General features: G+C 62.3%; 18 protein-coding genes. 3 read left to right on the top strand and 15 right to left on the bottom strand.

Annotated elements, in window-relative coordinates; translation table 11 throughout:
• Window positions 1-16: 16 nt before the first annotated feature.
• The 12 genes from mdcH to JFU04_RS27630 all read right to left on the bottom strand — a co-directional run bounded on the left by mdcH (window position 17) and on the right by JFU04_RS27630 (window position 8,859).
• Window positions 17-916, bottom strand: coding sequence for a malonate decarboxylase subunit epsilon (gene mdcH / locus JFU04_RS27575; RefSeq protein WP_201146049.1), 900 nt, complete (start codon window positions 914-916; stop codon window positions 17-19).
• Window positions 913-1,509, bottom strand: coding sequence for a malonate decarboxylase holo-ACP synthase (locus JFU04_RS27580; protein WP_201146050.1), 597 nt, complete (start codon window positions 1,507-1,509; stop codon window positions 913-915). The genes mdcH and JFU04_RS27580 overlap by 4 nt, the downstream gene beginning before the upstream one ends.
• Complete coding sequence (mdcE, locus tag JFU04_RS27585; RefSeq protein WP_065904899.1) at window positions 1,503-2,273, bottom strand: biotin-independent malonate decarboxylase subunit gamma; 771 nt, start codon at window positions 2,271-2,273, stop codon at window positions 1,503-1,505. Before mdcE ends, JFU04_RS27580 begins: the two co-directional genes overlap by 7 nt.
• On the bottom strand, window positions 2,270-3,109 hold the full coding sequence (locus JFU04_RS27590) for a biotin-independent malonate decarboxylase subunit beta (RefSeq protein WP_201146051.1): 840 nt from the start codon (window positions 3,107-3,109) through the stop codon (window positions 2,270-2,272). The genes mdcE and JFU04_RS27590 overlap by 4 nt, the downstream gene beginning before the upstream one ends.
• Window positions 3,102-3,401 carry a malonate decarboxylase subunit delta gene (locus tag JFU04_RS27595; RefSeq protein WP_201146052.1) on the bottom strand — a complete coding sequence of 100 codons (300 nt, stop codon included), beginning with the start codon at window positions 3,399-3,401 and terminating at the stop codon, window positions 3,102-3,104. The genes JFU04_RS27590 and JFU04_RS27595 overlap by 8 nt, the downstream gene beginning before the upstream one ends.
• Window positions 3,401-4,234 carry a triphosphoribosyl-dephospho-CoA synthase gene (locus JFU04_RS27600; RefSeq protein ID WP_201146053.1) on the bottom strand — a complete coding sequence of 278 codons (834 nt, stop codon included), beginning with the start codon at window positions 4,232-4,234 and terminating at the stop codon, window positions 3,401-3,403. Before JFU04_RS27600 ends, JFU04_RS27595 begins: the two co-directional genes overlap by 1 nt.
• On the bottom strand, window positions 4,235-5,905 hold the full coding sequence (gene mdcA / locus JFU04_RS27605; protein WP_065904906.1) for a malonate decarboxylase subunit alpha: 1,671 nt from the start codon (window positions 5,903-5,905) through the stop codon (window positions 4,235-4,237).
• Between the two features lie 324 nt (window positions 5,906-6,229).
• Window positions 6,230-6,664: a hypothetical protein gene (locus JFU04_RS27610; protein ID WP_201146054.1), complete on the bottom strand. Its 435-nt coding sequence runs from the start codon at window positions 6,662-6,664 to the stop codon at window positions 6,230-6,232.
• Window positions 6,627-7,256, bottom strand: coding sequence for a nucleotidyltransferase domain-containing protein (locus JFU04_RS27615; protein WP_120450316.1), 630 nt, complete (start codon window positions 7,254-7,256; stop codon window positions 6,627-6,629). Before JFU04_RS27615 ends, JFU04_RS27610 begins: the two co-directional genes overlap by 38 nt.
• A 61-nt stretch (window positions 7,257-7,317) precedes the next feature.
• On the bottom strand, window positions 7,318-7,557 hold the full coding sequence (locus tag JFU04_RS27620; RefSeq protein ID WP_106802398.1) for a DUF6124 family protein: 240 nt from the start codon (window positions 7,555-7,557) through the stop codon (window positions 7,318-7,320).
• 521 nt (window positions 7,558-8,078) lie between these two features.
• Window positions 8,079-8,498 (bottom strand): hypothetical protein, encoded by a 420-nt coding sequence (locus tag JFU04_RS27625; protein ID WP_201146055.1) that lies wholly within the window; start codon window positions 8,496-8,498, stop codon window positions 8,079-8,081.
• Window positions 8,476-8,859, bottom strand: a complete 384-nt coding sequence (locus JFU04_RS27630) for a polymorphic toxin type 44 domain-containing protein (protein ID WP_201146056.1) — start codon at window positions 8,857-8,859, stop codon at window positions 8,476-8,478. The genes JFU04_RS27625 and JFU04_RS27630 overlap by 23 nt, the downstream gene beginning before the upstream one ends.
• Window positions 8,860-9,129: 270 nt before the next feature.
• Here JFU04_RS27630 and JFU04_RS27635 point away from each other — a divergent pair, with 270 nt between their 5' ends.
• The gene (locus JFU04_RS27635; protein WP_201146057.1) at window positions 9,130-9,411 is read left to right on the top strand and encodes a HigA family addiction module antitoxin; all 282 of its coding nucleotides are present in this window, start codon (window positions 9,130-9,132) and stop codon (window positions 9,409-9,411) included.
• Between the two features lie 20 nt (window positions 9,412-9,431).
• On the opposite strand, the gene JFU04_RS27640 is transcribed toward JFU04_RS27635, so the two are convergent.
• Window positions 9,432-10,124 carry an NBR1-Ig-like domain-containing protein gene (locus JFU04_RS27640; protein WP_201146058.1) on the bottom strand — a complete coding sequence of 231 codons (693 nt, stop codon included), beginning with the start codon at window positions 10,122-10,124 and terminating at the stop codon, window positions 9,432-9,434.
• Between the two features lie 231 nt (window positions 10,125-10,355).
• Here JFU04_RS27640 and JFU04_RS27645 point away from each other — a divergent pair, with 231 nt between their 5' ends.
• Together JFU04_RS27645 and JFU04_RS27650 are read left to right on the top strand one after the other, a co-directional pair.
• Entirely contained in the window at window positions 10,356-10,856 is a 501-nt protein-coding gene (locus JFU04_RS27645; RefSeq protein ID WP_242485935.1) for a hypothetical protein, read from the top strand.
• A 22-nt stretch (window positions 10,857-10,878) separates the two neighbouring features.
• A complete protein-coding gene (locus JFU04_RS27650) occupies window positions 10,879-11,514 on the top strand; it encodes a LysE/ArgO family amino acid transporter (protein ID WP_201146059.1) in 636 nt (211 codons plus the stop codon).
• Window positions 11,515-11,569: 55 nt separating this feature from the next.
• On the opposite strand, the gene JFU04_RS27655 is transcribed toward JFU04_RS27650, so the two are convergent.
• Both JFU04_RS27655 and JFU04_RS27660 read right to left on the bottom strand, forming a co-directional pair.
• Entirely contained in the window at window positions 11,570-12,025 is a 456-nt protein-coding gene (locus tag JFU04_RS27655; RefSeq protein ID WP_065902115.1) for a chemotaxis protein CheW, read from the bottom strand.
• A complete protein-coding gene (locus tag JFU04_RS27660) occupies window positions 12,018-17,834 on the bottom strand; it encodes an Hpt domain-containing protein (RefSeq protein WP_201146060.1) in 5,817 nt (1,938 codons plus the stop codon). The genes JFU04_RS27655 and JFU04_RS27660 overlap by 8 nt, the downstream gene beginning before the upstream one ends.
• Between the last annotated feature and the right edge of the window lie 59 nt (window positions 17,835-17,893).

Here is a 17,893-nt window from a genome sequence, read left to right on the forward strand (position 1 = left end):
AGCCTTGGGTGGTGCTTTATCGGTGGCGGCGCTCCTCCTCTTCCAGCAAGGCCTGCAAGGTGTCCAGGCGGGCGCCTTCACAGGCGATCACCGTGCCTTGTTCAAACACGCGGCGCGACAGGCCGGTGAGCACGGCGCCCGGCGGCAGTTCGATCTGCAGGCGCACGCCGCGCTCGTAGGCGCTTTGCACGGTGCCGCGCCAGTCGACGACGCGGCACATATTGAAGGCCAGGTCGTCGCGCAATTGCTCGGGGTTGTGGATCGGCCGCGCACGCGTGCTGCTCAGGTAGGTGATGCGCGGCGGCTTGAGTGCACCGAACGCCTGGGCCAAGCGCTGGGCAGGCGCGTCCAGCAGCGCGCAATGGGACGGCACGCTGACCGCCAGGCGCTTGGCGATGCCGTTGCCCTGGATGCGTTCTGCGACAAGCTTCATTGCTGCATCGCTGCCGGCAATGACGGTCTGGTTGTCGGCGTTGATATTGGCCAGGTACACCGGCGTTTCAGCACGGTGTATTTCGGCCAGCAGGTTTTCCACCGTGGATAACGCCGGGCCGATGATTGCGGTCATGCCGTAGCCGTGTGGATAAGCGTTTTGCATCAGCTCGCCACGCAGGCTGACCAGTTTGATGGCCTCGTCGAAGTCCAGCGCGCCCGCAATCACCGCCGCAGGGTAGGCACCGATGGACAGGCCCGCGACATAATCCGGGGTGTGTTGCAGGAGGCGGGCGTGGGCCACACCGGCGATCAACAGGCAGAGTTGTACCGCTCGGGTCGACTCAAGGGCTTGCGCCGAGTCGAGCGCCAGGACGTCTTCGCCCAAGGCCTCACTGGCCTGCTCCAACACCTCCACAGGCAGCTGGTGAAGCATGCCCGGCCGTTGGGCGCCCTGCCCCGGGAAGACCAGGAGGCTGCTCATGCTACGGCCTGCCAAGGGTCCTGCACAAGGTGTGCACCGCTGGCGGTCTTGAGCAGCACGCGGCGTGACCCACTTGCCCATTCGCGCAAGGCGACGGCGCCAAACGGGGTTTGCAGTTGCAGATCCACGGCGCACGGTGCGGTGTTCAATATCGCCAGCAGATCCTCGGCATCACCGCGCTCAAGTCGCTCGGACGTACGCAGGATCAAATCCAGATCACTCTGCGCGTGCAGCGCTTGAATCCCGCTGGCCAACTCGAAACCCGCGCTGCCCGTGACACCCCACGCCTCCTGCGCCAGCACCGGCCGCAATAGATCGAGCGCGCGCAGCGCGGGTAAATCCCGTGGCGAGACCACACCACACAGAGCCTCGGGGATCACGCGCCGCTGCACTGCCGCCAGCGGCATCTGGGCAGCATAGCGCTGCTCACGCAACCGCCCGCGTACGCCGACGGGCACATGACCCGGCTCGGCCATGGCGCGGCGCACCACCACCGGATGGCCAGAGGCGACGGCCTCCAGCACCCAGGCCGGTGCGTCGGCAGGCACGTGCGCCGGGGTCATGCCCCAGAGCAAATCGTGGGCGTTCACCATTGCTCCCGCAGCAGCTGGCGTACATGGCTGGAGGCGGCGCGATTCGCCGCGCCGAGACGCCCGCTCAAATCGCGGCCGTCGATATCCTTGATCGCGTTGACCAGGCAATCGCTGACCCGCGCCACATCGTCCGGCGTGGGCTGTTCAATCTGGCTGACCGACAAGGTCTCCCACAACAGCCCCAAGCTGGCATAGCTGTCGATGTCATAAGCCATCGGCGGCACGCTGGCGGCCAGGGCTTCCAGCTCCTCGACACTGCGCAGGGTCACCCGCGCCGCCGAGGCCTTGCCCATGGCGTGCACCATCACCCCGGGGTCGCGCAGGGCGATCAGGCGGTTGGCCTGGTAGCCGTGGGCGAGGAACGCCCCGGACATCGCCTTGCCCACCAGCAGTGCGATCACCGGGTGGCCGGCCAACCGGGCGCGCGCATAGCTGTCGGCGGCGGCGGCCAGGGCCTGGTGAATGCCGAGGGCTTCTTCGCGACGGCCGTAGGCTTGGCTCGGTACATCGACGATGGCGATGATCGGACGCTGGTCACCGTGGGCGATGGCTTCATCCACCGCCTTGGCCAGGCCCCAGCCTTCGAGCAACCCGACTTCGCCGTTACGGGCGCGCGGGAAGCGGTTCTGAGGGTCGCTGACCACGGCGACGAAGCGCACTGTCTGCTCACCCAAGAGACCGTCGGCAACCCTCAGCGACTGCGGCAAACCGTCGACAGGGGTGGCGCCGGCGCTCAATGCGTTGAACCACTGCAAGCCTCTCATGAGCGTTCTCCTTGATACAGGTCGCGCACCGTTGCCGGGTCGATTTGCGGCGTGGCGTCCAGTTGCCCAAGACGCGCCAGGTAATGTTCGGCCTGACGGCTGCGCTGTTGAGCAGGCAAGCCTTGTTGCAGCAATGCAGTGACGGTCTGCTGGATCTGCGTCACATCGTCTGCCACGTAACGGTCGGCCAGGCCGCTGTTGAAGCGCTGCTCGCCGCCGGTCAGGCTCCAGATAAACGGGCGGTCGCGCGAATCGTATTCTTCCAGGCCGGCTTCCTGTTCGATCACTTGCGGGCCATTGAGGCCAAGGCGTGCTTCGCGGGTCACGACCAGGTAACTGCACAGCCCGGCGGCGATGGACATGCCGCCAAAGCACCCGACACTGCCCGCCACCACACCAATCACCGGCTGGTACTGGCGCAGGTCGACAATCGCCGCGTGGATATCGGCAATCGCGGCCAGGCCCAGGTTGGCTTCCTGCAGACGCACGCCGCCAGTCTCCAGCAACAGCACGGCGCGGGTCGGGATGCCCTTGCGATTGTCCTCGGCTGCCAGCTCCAAAGCGCCGGCGATTTTCGCGCCGCCTACTTCGCCAAGGCTGCCGCCCTGGAAGTTGCCCTCGATGGCGGCAATCACCACCGGTTTTCCATCGATGCTGCCCTTGGCAATCACCACCCCGTCATCGGCCTGCGGCACCACGCCTTGGCGGCTGAGCCAGGGCGACATGACGCGTTGGAATGGGTCGATCAGTTCGCGGTAGGAACCGGCGTCCAACAAGGACTTGGCCCGCTGCCGGGCGCCCAGTTCGACGAAGCTGTGTTTGGTGAGGTCAGTCATGGCCGATCTCCTCGAAGCCCTGCTCCAGGCGCAGACGCACCACGCCTGGGGTGGCGCCGAAATCGTGAATATCAATCTTCAAGGCCGGTGGCGTCTGCTCCTGGAAGATCCGTTCGAACAGATGCTGCCAGCGGAGTGCGGCGCCATTCACCGAGGTCTGCACCTGGATGGTCAGCGTGCCCGGCGTACCCGGTTCCAGCAGGACTTCCAGGTCACCCGAGCCGACGCAACCCACCAGCGCACGGCCTTTTGGCGACTGCCCGGCGGGGAATTCAAAGGATAAGGTTTCCATCACAACGCTCCGTCGAGGCGGTCGATAAACAGGCAGGCGGCCAACAGGTCGGCGGCGCCACCGGGGGAGGCATTCAGGGCCAGCAGTTGATGGTCCAGTTCATGCAAATGACGGCGACCGGCGAGGGTCGCGCTGCCGCCTGCATCAAGCACGGCCTGGGCGCCGCGCTGCATGGCATGCAGGCCTTCCAGGCCGGCGCGATAGAGCACACAGGTGTCGGCCAGGTCCGTCATGATCGCGAGCAAGGCATCCAGGCGCGCGTTCTGTTCGCCGACGTTTTGCCGGCGGCTCTTGTGCAGTTGCGGCAGGCCGCGTTGCACCACCGAAGGGAAGCCCAGTTGCGCTTCCTCACGGGCGCCCCGTGCGCCAAAGCGCTGTGCAACCTGGGCGCCGTGGCTCATCGGTTGCGGGGCGTAGCGGTCGTTGAGCAAGGCCAGTTTGGCCGCGGTGAGTGTCACGGCGCGCGGCTCCAACGCCGCCGCTGCGGTCAGCAAGCCAAGCGCCCAGATCGCACCGCGATGGGTATTCACGCCGCCGGTAGTGGCGAGCATGGCTTGCTCACCTTCGCGGCCAATGCGTCCAAGGGCTTCGCGCAGGGGCAGGCCGACTTCACCGACGTCAATCGCTGCCTCGGCCATTGCCTTGAACATCGGCCCCAGCGACAGCGCCGACGCGTGCATCAGGCCCAGGTGCAAATCGTCGTGGGCACCATTACCACGCCGATCCACGAGGGCGGGCTTGGGCGATAAGTCAGCCTCATCGATCAACGCGTCGACGGCCATGTCTGCCAGGCGATCAGCCAGGCTCAGTTCATGCAGTTTGAGGGCGCGCATTTACCAGCTCCTGAATTTGGCGGGCGGGTTGTACAAACCACCCGACCAGTCCACCAGGTCGGCGACGCTCTTGGCCGCCAACAACTCGCGGGTGGCATCGGTGCGGCGAATGCCCAAGTCTTCGGGCAAGGCAATCAAGCCTTCGCGACGCATGCGTGCGGTGTCTTTTGGGTTGTGGCGCATGCCGATGGCCGTCACCCCGGCGACGGCGGCGATCATTGCCTGGCGTTCTTCGAGTGAACGCGCCTTGTACAGGTAGGCGATGCCTTCTTCGGTGAGCAGATGGGTCACGTCGTCGCCGTAGATCATGATCGGCGCCAGCGGCATGCCGCTTTTGCGCGCCACTTCCACCGCGTCGAGGGTCTCAACGAAGGTCGGCTTGCCGCCTTCCTGGAAGGTCTCGACCATCTGCACCACCAGCTTCTTGCCGCGTTCGAGCAAGGCTTCTGGCGCATCGTCGTGACGCATGTCCAGCCAGGCCGGTGTGCCGTGGCGACGACCGCGCGGGTCGTGCCCCATGTTCGGTGCGCCACCAAACCCGGCGAGACGCCCACGGGTCACGGTGCTGGAATGGCCGTCGCCGTCGACTTGCAAGGTCGCGCCGATAAACAGGTCCACCGCGTACTGGCCAGCGAGTTGGCAGAACATCCGGTTGGAGCGCATCGAGCCGTCGCGGCCTGTGAAGAACACATCCGGGCGCGCGGCGATGTAGTTTTCCATGCCCAGTTCGGTGCCGAAGCAATGCACGCTTTCCACCCAGCCGCTTTCGATCGCAGGGATCAGGGTCGGGTGCGGGTTGAGGGTCCAGTTGCGGCAGATTTTGCCCTTAAGCCCCAGGGACTCGCCGTAGGTGGGCAGGATCAGCTCGATGGCGGCGGTGTTGAAGCCGATGCCGTGGTTGAGCGATTGCACATTGTGTTTTTCGTAGATGCCACGGATCGCCATCATCGCCATCAGCACATGCACCGGCTTGATGTGGCGCGGGTCGCGGGTGAACAGCGGTTCGATGTAGAACGGCTTGTCGGCCACCACCACGAAATCCACCCAACTGGCGGGGATATCCACGCGGGGCAAGTCGCTGACGTCATCCACCAACTGGTTGACCTGCACGATCACGATGCCATCGCTGAACGCGGCAGGCTCGATCAATGCCGGGGTGTCTTCAGTGCTGGCACCGGTGTAGATATTGCCGGCGCGGTCGGCCATGAACCCGGCAGACAGCACCACATTGGGGATCAAGTCCACCACCAGCCGCGCGTAGAGTTCGATGTAGGTATGGATCGCGCCGATTTCCAGCAGGCCGTCTTCCAGCAACTGGCTGATGCGCAGGGATTGAGTGCCGGCGAACGAAAAGTCCAGTTTGCGCGCGATGCCCTTTTCAAACAGGTCCAGGTGCTCGGAGCGGCCGACACTGGGCATGATCATGTGCAAATCGTGGAGCTTGGCCGGGTCGGCCTTGGCCAGGGAGCGCGAGAGGAAGTCAGCTTGCTTCTGGTTGTTGCCCTCCAGCACCACGCGGTCGCCGGGGAGGATCAACGCCTCAAGCGCCGCGACGATCTTGTCACTGGGCAACACGGCCCCGTCGGCAAAGTGCTTGACCAGCCCGAGCCGCCGCTGCTTCTCGTCGCGCCGCCGCGTCCAGCGCGAGTCGGGGGTTATTGTCGTTGTCATGGTCGCTCCACGGGTTTGCTGTCGTGGGCTGTACCTTAGGAGTGATTCGGGGGGCCATCAATCAAGCTGGGCGACGGATCATTACGGCTGGAGTAATGGAGCATCAGCAAACGCTGACCCGAGCCCAGTGAAGATCAAAAATATGGGACGGGGCTTGCCCCCGATGGCGGTGGGTCAGCGAAGTGATGTATCAACTGACACTCAGCCATCGGGGGCAAGCCCCCTCCCACATTTGTTCAGTGGTGTCTGTGAGATAGCGGTCCCCAAAAGGGGCTGATCAGTCCCTGCTTGGGACCTTTTCCGCAAGCGGACGCCGGCCCCTCCCTATCGCCACTCATGGCCAGCCAACATAACTTCCACTTTATTCAGCAGTGCCGTCGCGCTATCAACCAACTGGCCTAGCAGCGCCTCATCCTCATCCATATACCCTTCATATTCCGCCAGGTTTCGACGCTCATGACACAGGGCCAACAACCTTACCGCCACCTTGCCCACGTCGGTGGTGTGAACCAGACATTGAAAGACCAGATAGCGTTTGTCCGAGCGATAGCCTTGCAGGCGCAAGGCCGTGAGTGCGAGAGCATGGGCGGCGTTATAAGCCAGGTCGAAACGACTGGCGAACGATAACGCGGCATTACCGGCGTCCTTCAACCGATCCCTGACCGAACGCATCAGCCCATCACACTCCTTGCGATCCGGCGGCTCAGCTTTCAAGCCACCGCTACGTTGCAGATTCTCCAGGTTTGCTTTGCTGTCCATCCGTGGATACCAGGGGGTTGCCCCCAATCAGATTGATCTTGTCCTGCTGCACGACCCGCTGCACAAAACTGTTCCCGGCATTCCATTTGCCAATCCAGTCTTCAGGTGTGTAAAGCGTCGGGTTGATGGGGCGCCCCAGTTGCTCTTCCAACGGTATAAGCCGCTCCATGACTTCACTGTAGTTGAGGCTTTGGCCAATCAGCATCAGATCTATGTCACTGGATGAGTGCGCCTCGCCCTTGGCGATGGAGCCGTAGATAAAGGCCCAGGTTATGTGCTCGGCGAACGGTGCCAATGCATTGCGCAATGGCTCATCCAGGCTCAGCGTCTTGCGCACAATGGCTAACAGCTCCGAGTAGATCGGGCATTGGGGGTTGGCCTGGTAGTGGGTTTGGTTGCCCTGGCGCGTCATGCTCAAAATGCCCGCTGACTGCAAGCGCTCCAGTTCACGGGTGAGACTGCCTTTGCCCACCTGAGCCCACCGCGCAATTTCATTGGTGAAGAAGCTTTTGTCGGGCTTACCGAAAAGCAGGCCCAGCACTTTTTGCTGGGTGACAGTGAAGAGCGCGGTGCTGAGCGGTAAGGTGTGCATGACGGCGACCAAAGAGTCCCAAAAAGGGAACGATAGGTCCCTTTTTGGGAACGATCAAGTTTTAAGCCGCTGGGGAGGGAGAAATCTGCTCCAGCGCTTGATCCACCAACAACTGCCCCATCTCGGCCATTTGCTGGATCCCGAGCATGATGGCGCGCTGAGAAGTGTCCAGGTCGAAGGCCAGGTTGCAGGTGAGCGCGTTGAGGGAGGACAGGGTTTCGCTGGCGTTGACCAGCAGGGTTTCGGTGTCTTGGTGGGGGGTTACGGTGAAGAGGGGCGGATTGGGGGTAGGTTTGACCATGATTAACAGCTCCGATATGTGATGGAAACTGCCCTCTTCCGCTTGCACGCAAATAAGGTGGCAGCCGTGCGCAGGTGTGCAAGACCGGGCATATCGGACCCCGGCAGACCCCAAGGGATCTCCCACGCACAGCCGCCATAACGAATACAGCAGGCATAAAAAACGCCCGTTGGATGGCTATGGGCGCTGGTGCGCCGACATGTAACCGGACTTGCACGTCCGTGTCACCGTTTTTTGCGATGACGGGACAAAGACTAGGCGCGCTGACTGCATGCGACAAGTTCATGCAAGGCTCAAAATCCTGCAGGAAAAATCCGAAGGCTCACCACAACTCTCAAGGCAAAGCACTTCCTGTGGCGAGCGGGCTTGCCCCGCGTTGGGCTGCGAAGCAGCCCCAGGCAGATCAATGCGGTGTATCAGATGTAAACCGTGGGCAGGTTTTGGGGCTGCTGCGCAACCCAACGCGGGGCAAGCCCGATCGCCACATTGATATTGCCCAACCTCGCGCGCAGCATCGAGAATCACAACGCCATGACCACCTTGGCCCCTCCCAGGCCTTCGAGGGCATAACTCTTGTACTCATACACCCGCCCCTGAACATCCAATCGAAGCTCGCCATCCTGCTCACTCACTTGCACAGTGGGCTCTTGGGTTTTCAGAAAGGGATGTGCCGACACTAATGTGGTGAGTATTTCCTGATCAGTACCCAGATCCTTATGGACGTAGTATCTGTAGGAAAAGCCCACCGTCGCTCCGCCTTGGCCATCTCGCGCACCGTAAATCGAATTACCGTTGCCCAAGGAGTACTTCAACACCACTTCGTCCAGAGCCGGCGCTCCGGGTGACATCAGCCAGCCGCCGCCGATATAGATCAGGCAGACCGCCAGCAAGCAATTACGCAGAACAGGTGTGAGTCCCTTAATGGCCTTGAGAAATTGCATACTCAATACCTCTCCTTATCCAATATTGATCTCGCGGGTCGTCACCAAAAGGCTCACCGCCCCACCATAATCCAAAATCCGGAAGCGTGGTTTTTGCGAGGGTTTGAGCAACACCTGCCGCCCGCAACAGCACATGCTCTGGAATCCCCAGCACGGTGCCTGTTGCACCGTAATTGAAATTACCAAAAGCCTCGTATTGACGTCCCCGCCTCTTGTAGTTCCAGGGGCCGGCGGCACGAACCTGAGAATAAAACCAGGAGTAGACGAATGCCGACCCGGGCTTGAGATGAATGCGTTTGCATGTAGATATCGCCATGTTTTCAAGAATTGAAACACCAGGCGGCATTAACGGTACGGCCATTTGCGAGTCCTAGCTGGCAGTGAGGAGCTAAGAAGCTAGCCATCCCACCCAGGCTTGAATACCCGCTCAATCAAATGCAGAACTCGCCTACAGCCAACTCATACCATTCCGACATTCTTTGATCATTTACATGGTCTGCGAGGGCGTGTCGCCTGGTCCTCCGACAGACAGCGAAGAATGTTCGGATAGGCTTTTCAGGCTATTGCTCAAAGACCCAGCCGAAATAGTCGATTATCTTGACTACCACTGAGTAGGAGTCTCTATAGGGGTATGCACAACCCACCTCACCCAGGCGAAATTCTGCTGGAGGACGTGGGCCCTGCCCTGGGCATCACCATCACCGAAATGGCCAGACGACTTGGCTTCGCCCGCGAAACCTTTTCAAGGATCTTGCATGGCCACGCGCCTCTCAGCCCCGGCCTTGCCGTGAGGCTTGAGCGAGCCGGCGTGAGTACCGCGCATCTATGGCTGTCGATGCAAAGCGCCTACGACTTGTGGCAGGCCGAGCATCGGGAGCAGCCGATGATTGAGCCGTTTGCGCGGATTGATTAAGGAAAAATCCGACCGGACGCTCAACGCGCCATGACGTTAACCACTACATGCAAAATGAACGCAGGGCCGTAACAAGGTTTCCCCTGCTCATCCTCGATTCTCCAGACTGAAGCCACCGTACACGTCTCCCTGGGTGCTGCAAACTCCACACTGATACGCACCGGCTGGCCCGGCAGCGTATCGGCAATAGGGAGCTCGCTGTGCAGGCTACGCAAATGAATATCCATCACAACCTCCAACTGGCCTTGTGGATCTGCGCGGCGGGCAATCACATACTCCCTATCAACACGCACCAGTCGTCGCCCGCGCCAGGGTCGTGTGCCCAAGTTCTGAATCTCCCAGGTTTTCTGAAAGACTTCCCCCGGCAACACGACGGTTTGATCAGGCGTCGTGACATCGGCATTGAACACCGCAACGTCCTCCGGATCATCAATACCTGCAGCCCGATTGGTGGTAGCCATTGAGCACGCATGATCGGGCGCGCCTGTCAGGTCAGCGAAGTAGCGAAACAGCAGCAAGGGAGAAACCTGCAATGCCTTTGCCAGCTTGATCAGCGTACGCACCGACGGGTCCTTGGAGGCGCCAGCCGCTAGACCGTACAGGTAGGTTCTGGAAATTCCCGCCTCCTTGGCCAGCGCAGTCAGGGGCTTGCCCAACTCGCGGCTGCGCCGTGCAACCAGTGACCTGAGGGTATCTCGCGTTCTTATATTCATACGAAGTTTGCGGTTCCCATTTTTAGGTGAACGTCATTTCTTTGTCCGCCAAAAAAGACAATCTGTCCGCCGCCACGTGTCTTGAACCCTGCACACTCGCCACCTGCTGGCGATGTTGTGAAGGACATGGATGGGGCACTTTTAGTCGGTCATATCCAGTGTCGTAGTTTCTCGCATGCTTGCGAACCTAGTGTTTGTTGCATTCCTTTACATCTACCTTTGGATATAGCCATGAACCACATCAAAGCGTGCTGTGAATCCGTTGCTCAAACAGGATTTGGCACCCTGCAAATATCAGAAGCGATGCTGCTGGATTACAAAAAAATCGTTGATGGATACTCCGCAATATCGCCAGCCACCAAGGCCTCGTTTTCCTTCGCGAAAGACACCGATGGATTTTTCCCCTTTGGCGCTGAGTACTCGAGCCTCGAGGATCAGCCGGACTTGTGTGAGCGATTTTGTTATTGGCCTGCGCACTCATCAAAACGAAGAGCTTTTGAATTCACACAAAGTGAATTTTTCGCCGCCGTTAATGCTTTTGAACAACAGATCAGCGAGCTTGCCCAGGAATTGATGGACGGAATTTGCGCGGAGTTTGGAGCCACTTCGTTGAACTCTTTGCGTGCAGCGTCCTATTTGCAACTGTGTGTCTATGGAGCTAACTCCGGGTCGAGTCAGCGACATGAAAAGCGCCATACCGGTTTCGGTAATCAACCCCTTCCATTGAACTGATACCCAAGCGGTCGAGCACTTCATGACTCCAGACCTCAACGCCTTTTATCTCGAAGGCCTTCTACTGGGCATCGGACTGTTCGCCGCTCCTGGACCGAAGGACACCCTGGTTATTCGCCAGGGTGTCAGTCGCAGCCCTGTCTGGGGAGTGGTGGCGGTATGCGTGCTCGCCGATATCATCCTCATCGCTCTTGGGGTCATGGGCTTGGGCTCGTTGCTTGGCAGCAAGCCAGGTTTGGTGGCGTTCCTGCTGCTGTCGGGAGCGGCTTACCTGTTGTGGTTTGGCTGGCAGCGGTTATTGGCGTGTGTGCGTAACCAGTCGATGCCAGACACTCGAAGCAACCTCACCTCACAACGGGGATTGCTGCGCACGGCGGTGATACTTGGATTTGCCAATCCGTATGCTTGGCTGGATACCGTGGTACTGATTGGCTCTGTTGGTGCGGCAAAGCCCGTCAGCCAACAAGCATTCTTTGCCGGCGGAGCAATGACCGCGTCGCTGATATGGTTTGTGGTTTTGGCGTTGGGATGCCAGCGGTTGACGGGGCTATTTCGTTCGGCAAAAGTCTGGCGTTTGCTGGACGCGGGCGTGGTGATTTTGATGGTGTACCTGGCGGGTATGCTGATTGCTGATTTTCATCTGCTGCAGCGTCTCTGAACGGGAAAGCGCCCTCACCACAGGGGCCTTTCATTTCTCATGGAGAAGGCGCAGCTCAGGCCAGCCCGGACTCCACCAGCAGCGCCTCCAACCCCATCAAATCCGGCACCTTCGCCACATGCTCGCCCACCTGCACCGCTGCCAGTTCCAATGGGCACAGCGGTACATCGACATAGCTCAACTGGCTATCGAGCTTGTAAGAACGCGGAATTCCCTGAATCACCAGCGCAATAAACTTCAACGTCGGCCGCCCGCCCAAGGCGTTCAACACCACAATGCGCGAGCGCTCTCCCGTCACGATGGCCTCGCCGCATACCGCTTCGAAGCTGATCAATGGCAATTGCCGATCACGCCACGTCACTTGCCGTAAATACCATGGCGGCGCATCGCTGGCCGGTTCGCCGCGTTGGAAGTCGATCAGCTCGGCGATGGCGACGTTGGGCAGCACCAGGTGGCGGTCGGCCAGGGGCAGGAGCAGGCCGGTGAGTTGGCTGGTGCGGTGGTCAAGCATGGGACTTGCTCCAATAGGCGATGCTTTCCAGCAGCACCGACTCTTGATACGGCTTGCCGAGGTAGTCGTTGACGCCAATCGCCATGGCGCGGTCGCGGTGTTTCTGGCCGGTACGCGAGGTGATCATGATGATCGGCAGCCGCATCAGGCGCGGGTCGTTGCGCACCTGGATGGCCACCTCGAAACCGTCCATGCGCGGCATTTCGATGTCGAGCAGCATCAGGTCCGGGGTGTGTTCTTCGAGCACGGCGATGGCGTCGATGCCGTCTTTGGCCGTGAGCACGTTCATGCCGTTGCGCTCCAGCAGGCGGCTGGTAACTTTGCGCACGGTGACCGAGTCGTCCACCACCAACACCAGCAGCGGGCGCTTTTTCAGCGGGTCGTTGAGGATCAGTGGCGCGTCAACCGTCTGCGCCGGCAACGCCGGTTGCCGCGCGCGGATATGCGCGAGCAAATCGATGATCAGCACCACGCGGCCATCCCCGAGGATGGTCGCCCCGGACAAGCCCTGGACCCCGGCAAACTGCGGGCCCAGGCCCTTGACCACAATCTCGCGCGTGCCGGCCATGGCATCCACGTGCACCGCCACGCGGCGCTCGTTGCACTGCACCAGTAGCACCGGCACCGGCTGGTACTGGCCGAGCAATTTCGGACGGGCAACGGTGTGTAGCAGGTCGCCGAGGTAGAACAGCTCGTAGCGCTGGCCGGCGTATTCGTAGCGCGGCGGGTCTTGCTGATAGTGCCCGGCCAACTCGTGCGGCAGCACGCGCACCAGGCCCTCGATGGTGTTGAGCGGGATCGCGTATTGGTCGTCCGCGCATTGCACCATCAGCGCACGGTTGACCGACACGGTGAAGGGCAGGCGAATGCGAAAGTGCACGCCCTCGCCCGGCGTCGAATCAATGAACATCGAGCCGCCGAGTTGACGCACCTCTTCATGCACCACGTCCATGCCCACGCCACGCCCGGAGATCTGCGTGATTTTTTCCGCCGTGGAGAACCCCGGCTGCAGGATGAACTGCAAGACGTCGCGGTCGCTGATCTCTTGATTGGGATCGAGCAGGCCACGCTTGATCGCCTTGCGCCGCACCGCTTCAAGGGGCACGCCGGCGCCGTCGTCGCGCATGTCGAAGACGATGTCGCCGCCTTCGTGGGTCAGGTCCAGGGTGATGCGCCCCTTCTCCGGCTTGCCGGCGGCCAAGCGTGCGTCGCGGGATTCCAGGCCATGGTCGACGGCGTTGCGCAGCATATGTTCGAGCGGCGCGGCCATGCGCTCCAGCACGTTGCGGTCCATCTCACCCTCGGCATTGCCGACGATGAATTCCACGTCCTTGCCCAGCTCGCCCGCCACCTGGCGCACAATGCGCTTGAGGCGCGGCAGCATGCGCTCGAACGGCACCATGCGCGTGCGCATCAGGCCTTCCTGCAACTCGGTGTTGATGCGTGCCTGTTGCTGCAACAGGTCGTGGGCGTCCTGGTTGCGGCGTTCAAGCGTGTCCTTGAGGTCGAGCAGGTCGGAGGCCGATTCAGAGAGTGCGCGGGACAATTGCTGCAACTGTGAATGGCGGTCCATTTCCAGCGGGTCGAATTCTTCATACCCCAGGCGCTCGGCCTCGGCCTGCTGGCGACTGAGGATGCGGCCCTGGGTCTCGGTGTCGAGGCGGCGCAGCTGGTCGCGCATGCGCTCGATGGTGGTTTCCACTTCAGTCAGAGCGATGCGCGCGTCGTTGACCTGCTGCTCGATCCGACCGCGAAAAATCGAGGTTTCACCGGCGAGGTTGACCAGGTCGTCGAGCAGGTCGGCGGAGATTTTCACCATGTCCGCAGCCGGGTCTATCGCTGCTTCGACCTTGCCCGCCGGCAATGCCACCGGCACCACCGGTTCATCGCTGGGGTGCACGAGGCTTTTGATGCGTTCGATCAGCTTGTCCACCGAACCCACCGGCAGGCCATCGGCGACCGCATCGATCATCTGCGCCAGGCGGTCATGGCAGCCCTGCAGCAATGCAAACAACTCGTCAGACGGCGCCAGCAAGCCGGCGGACAAACCCTCGTAGAGAAACTCCAGTTCATGCGCCAGATCACCAATCGGCCCGATCTCGACCATGCGCGCGCCACCCTTGAGGGTGTGCAGGTCGCGCAGCAGGGTTTCGACTTCCTGGCGATTGTTCGGCTCGGCCTGCCAGCGCAGCAAGGCGCTGCCGGAACTGTCGAGAATGTCGGCGGCCTCTTCAAGGAAGATATCCAGCAACTCCGGGTCGGCGCTCGAGGTTTCAGCGGCCTGCGCAGCGGCGGAGGACGTACCGCCCTGGCGCAGCGCGCGCACCTTGGCGATCAACTCGGCGCTGTCACTCAGGGGCTGATGGTGTTGCAGCTCTTCCAGCTGCAGCGCCAGGCGTTCATGGCTGGCCATCAGTACTTGGGATAGCTCGGGGGAGTAGCTGTAGCGACGGTCCACCAGGCCTTCGTAAAGGCATTCGAGCTCATGGGCCAGGTCGCCCACCGGGCCGATTTCGGCCATCCGCGCGCCGCCCTTGAGGGTGTGCAGGTCGCGCTGCAATGAGGACAACGGCGCCGCGCTGTCGGGCTCCAGCAACCAGCGCTTGAGGGACTGCCCGGCGCTGTCGAGGATATCCACCGCCTCTTCCAGGAAGATCTCGACGATCTCGTCGTCCATGGCGGTGTCGTGCTCCAACTGCTGCGTCGCGGCGCCCAGTTCGGAGATGCTCAGGGCGCGGCTGCCATCACTTTTGATCAGGCCGGTGGCGGACGGGTCGAGCGCCTCATCCAACAGTTCGCGCAGCGCCTCGACCCGGGCCGGCGCCGGGTTGATTTCCTGCCCGGCGGCCAGTTGGTCGAGCATGCTGATCAACGCTTCATGGGCCTGCTCGGCCTCATGGAAAAACCGCTCGCTGACCGCCAGGCTGCTCTCTTCCACGGCGCCATACAGGTCGAGCAAGGCTTCACACAGTTCGTCGATGGCGTGCAGGTCGGCGACGTGCGCGCCCTCGCCCAGCGTAGTCAGTTCGTCGAGCAGCGCGGTGAGTTCCTGGCGTTCGCCGGGGTGCTGTTGCCAGCGGCGCAGCAGGCTTTCGGCGTCCAGCAGGATGTCCATGCCCTGGGCCAGGAAGTTGGCGATCAACTGCGGGTCGCGCTTGATGCGCAGGCCGGTGTTGGGCGCGTCGAGCAGCGCTGCGAGCTGTTGATCGAGCAGGCTTTGGGTCCGATTGATCAGGTCCTGTGCGCCCTGGATCGGCGCCAGGGGATCGTTCAGGCGGCGCAGCCCGCGCTGGAACAGGCCCTCGGCTTCGAGCAGCAACTCCACTTCGTCCAGGTCCAGCGGCAGGCGGTGCGCCTTGTACTCGCGGGTCAGGTGATCGAGTGGACGCGCCAGCTCGGCGATAGGCAGCACGCCAGCCATGTAGGCGCTGCCCTTGAGGGTATGCAGGGCGCGCTGCAATTCATCGCTGACCTGCAGCGGCACATGCTCGGCGGCCTCTTGCAGGAAGTGGTTGAGGCTCTCCAGGTGACTCTGGGCTTCGTTGCGGAAGATCTCCAGCAGCATCGGGTCATGGGCTTCGGCAACCGGCGCCTGCGCACCGCTGGCCAAGGCGTGGGCGCGAGCGGCCAGGGCGTCGACTGCATCACGCTGGTGCTGGTCGTCGGTGGCAAAATCGGCGATCAGTTCCGGCAGCAAATCCACCGCCTCGTCCAGCACCTGTTGCACCTCGGGTCCGAGCGCCACGCTGCGCTCCAGCACGCGGTTGAGCAGGTTCTCCACGGCCCAGGCCAGCTCGGCCAGCACCAGCGCGCGCACCATGCGGCCGCTGCCCTTGAGGGTGTGAAAGGCGCGGCGCATTTCGCCCTGGGCGGCTTTATCGCCGCTGTTGGGCAAGGAGCGGTGCAGCACCTCAAGGACTTCGTCGGTTTCTTCGAGGAAGACCTCACGCAGCTCGTCGTCGATCGGTTCCTCATCGGCCGGCGGCGGCAGCAGGCTGCCGGGACGCTGCAGGGCCGGCGGGTTGAGGCGCGAAGTGGGGCTGGCCAGGGCGTCGAATTGGGATTGGCTGGGTGCGATCTCGGTCGAGAGTGCACCGTCCGGCGCGACCAGCGCCTGGCGCCAGGGCTTTTCGGCGGGCAGATAACCCAGCGCGGCCAAGCCTTGGGTGGCCAGCTCCAGCACCCGTTCGCCGGCGGCGTCGGGGTCCTGGAGCATGCGTTCGAGGTAGTACTCCAGGCTGCTGATCACATCGGCAAAATGTCCCAACTGCGCCTCGGAAGGCGGGCTGTCGTGGGTCATCAACTGTTCATCGACATAATCGGTGCAACCGCGCATCAGGCTGGCCGCCCGTGGCAACGGAATCATCGCCAGCGCACCGCGTACCTGGCTCAGCAGCTCCGGCAGGGATTCCAGGCGCTGGCGGTCCCACTGCGCTTCGATGCAATCAATCACCAACTCCTTGGCCTGGCGCAGGCACTGGCAGGACTCGCGGATCACCAGTTGATGAATCTGGGTCAGGTCCGTGGTCGGCAGGCGGCTCTCTTCGCGGCTTTCCGGCTCGACGGTGCCGACCATGCCGGCCAGCGTCGCTTCGACATACAGCAAGGCACCCGCGACATCCATGAGCACCGCGTCATTCGGCTCGCGCTGCCCCTGGGCCAGGCTCAGCACCACGGCGAGCTGGTCGATGATCACTTTGCGTGGCTGGCCAAAGCCCAGCACGGCCAGGGTATCGGCGATCTGCCGCAGCGGCGCGAGCAGCGCGTCGAGGTCGCTGGTGTGCTGGCGGTCGCTGCGCACGAACAGGTCGAGACGTTCCTTGACCCGCACCAGTTCCTCGCACAACGCACCGAGTACCGAGCCCATGGCATTGCGGTCCGGCCCGGCCAGGCGCGCGCGTTCGGCATCGACCACGGCACTGTCGGGCAAGGCCTCATCCAGGCCGTAGCGCTCCTTGAGGCTTTGCATGCGCGGCGTCGGCCGGGTGACCTTGGCCACGTAGAACAGCAGGCTCTTGAGCAATTCATCCGGCGCCGGCCGGTTGATCGCACCAATGCCCTGGGCCAGCAAGCGCTTGAGTTCCTTGTCACTGGCCTTGAGCAGGCTGCGCAGCGCCGGGCTGTTGGCGATCACGCCGGTGAGCATGCCTTCGACCAGCGCCGAGGTGACCTGCCACAGCGGCAACAGCGGCGCGCCCTGGCACAGGGCTTCGAGGCGGGCAAAGACCCGCGCCATGTCTTCCAGGTTGCTCGGGCCGTGGTCTTCGCGTAGCAGGCCGGCCAAGGCCTGTTGCAGCAATTGGTGCCACTGGCGCAGTTGCTCGGCAAGGTCAGGGGCGGCGCGCTGGGCCAGGGCTTCGTCGGGCAGCGGTGCAATCGACAGCAGTTGCGGGCTGAACAGGCTGGTTTCCGAGAGCAGGCTTTCACCGCGTGCGGTGCGCAGGTCGTTGAGCAGCGGCAACACTACCAACGGCAGGTCGCGGCGGGCGCTATGGATGCGGTCCAGGTACAACGGCAATTGACCGAGGGCCTGTTGCAGCAGGCGGATGCTTTCATCGCGCCGGCTGACACGCCCCGCCTGCAGGGCCAGGGCCAGTTCTTCGATCTCTTCGGCGAGCAGCGCCGCGCCGTAGAACTCGACCATTTGCAGCGCACCGTGGACCTGGTGGATACCGGCCAGGCACTCGGCGATCGCATCGCCATCGCTGGTGTCGACATAGGTATCGAGCGCCGACCGGGCCTGCTTCAGAGTTTCGGCAATGTCGCCCTTGACCCATTCGAGGGCCACGTAGTCGTGCCGATCAACCATAACTGCTCCGCTTAGAATTCGTGAATTGCGTGTGTTGCCAAGAACCCTGGAGATTCACT

The sequence above is a fragment of the Pseudomonas sp. TH21 genome (assembly GCF_016651025.1).
In the GTDB taxonomy this organism is placed as follows: domain Bacteria; phylum Pseudomonadota; class Gammaproteobacteria; order Pseudomonadales; family Pseudomonadaceae; genus Aquipseudomonas; species Aquipseudomonas aylmerensis.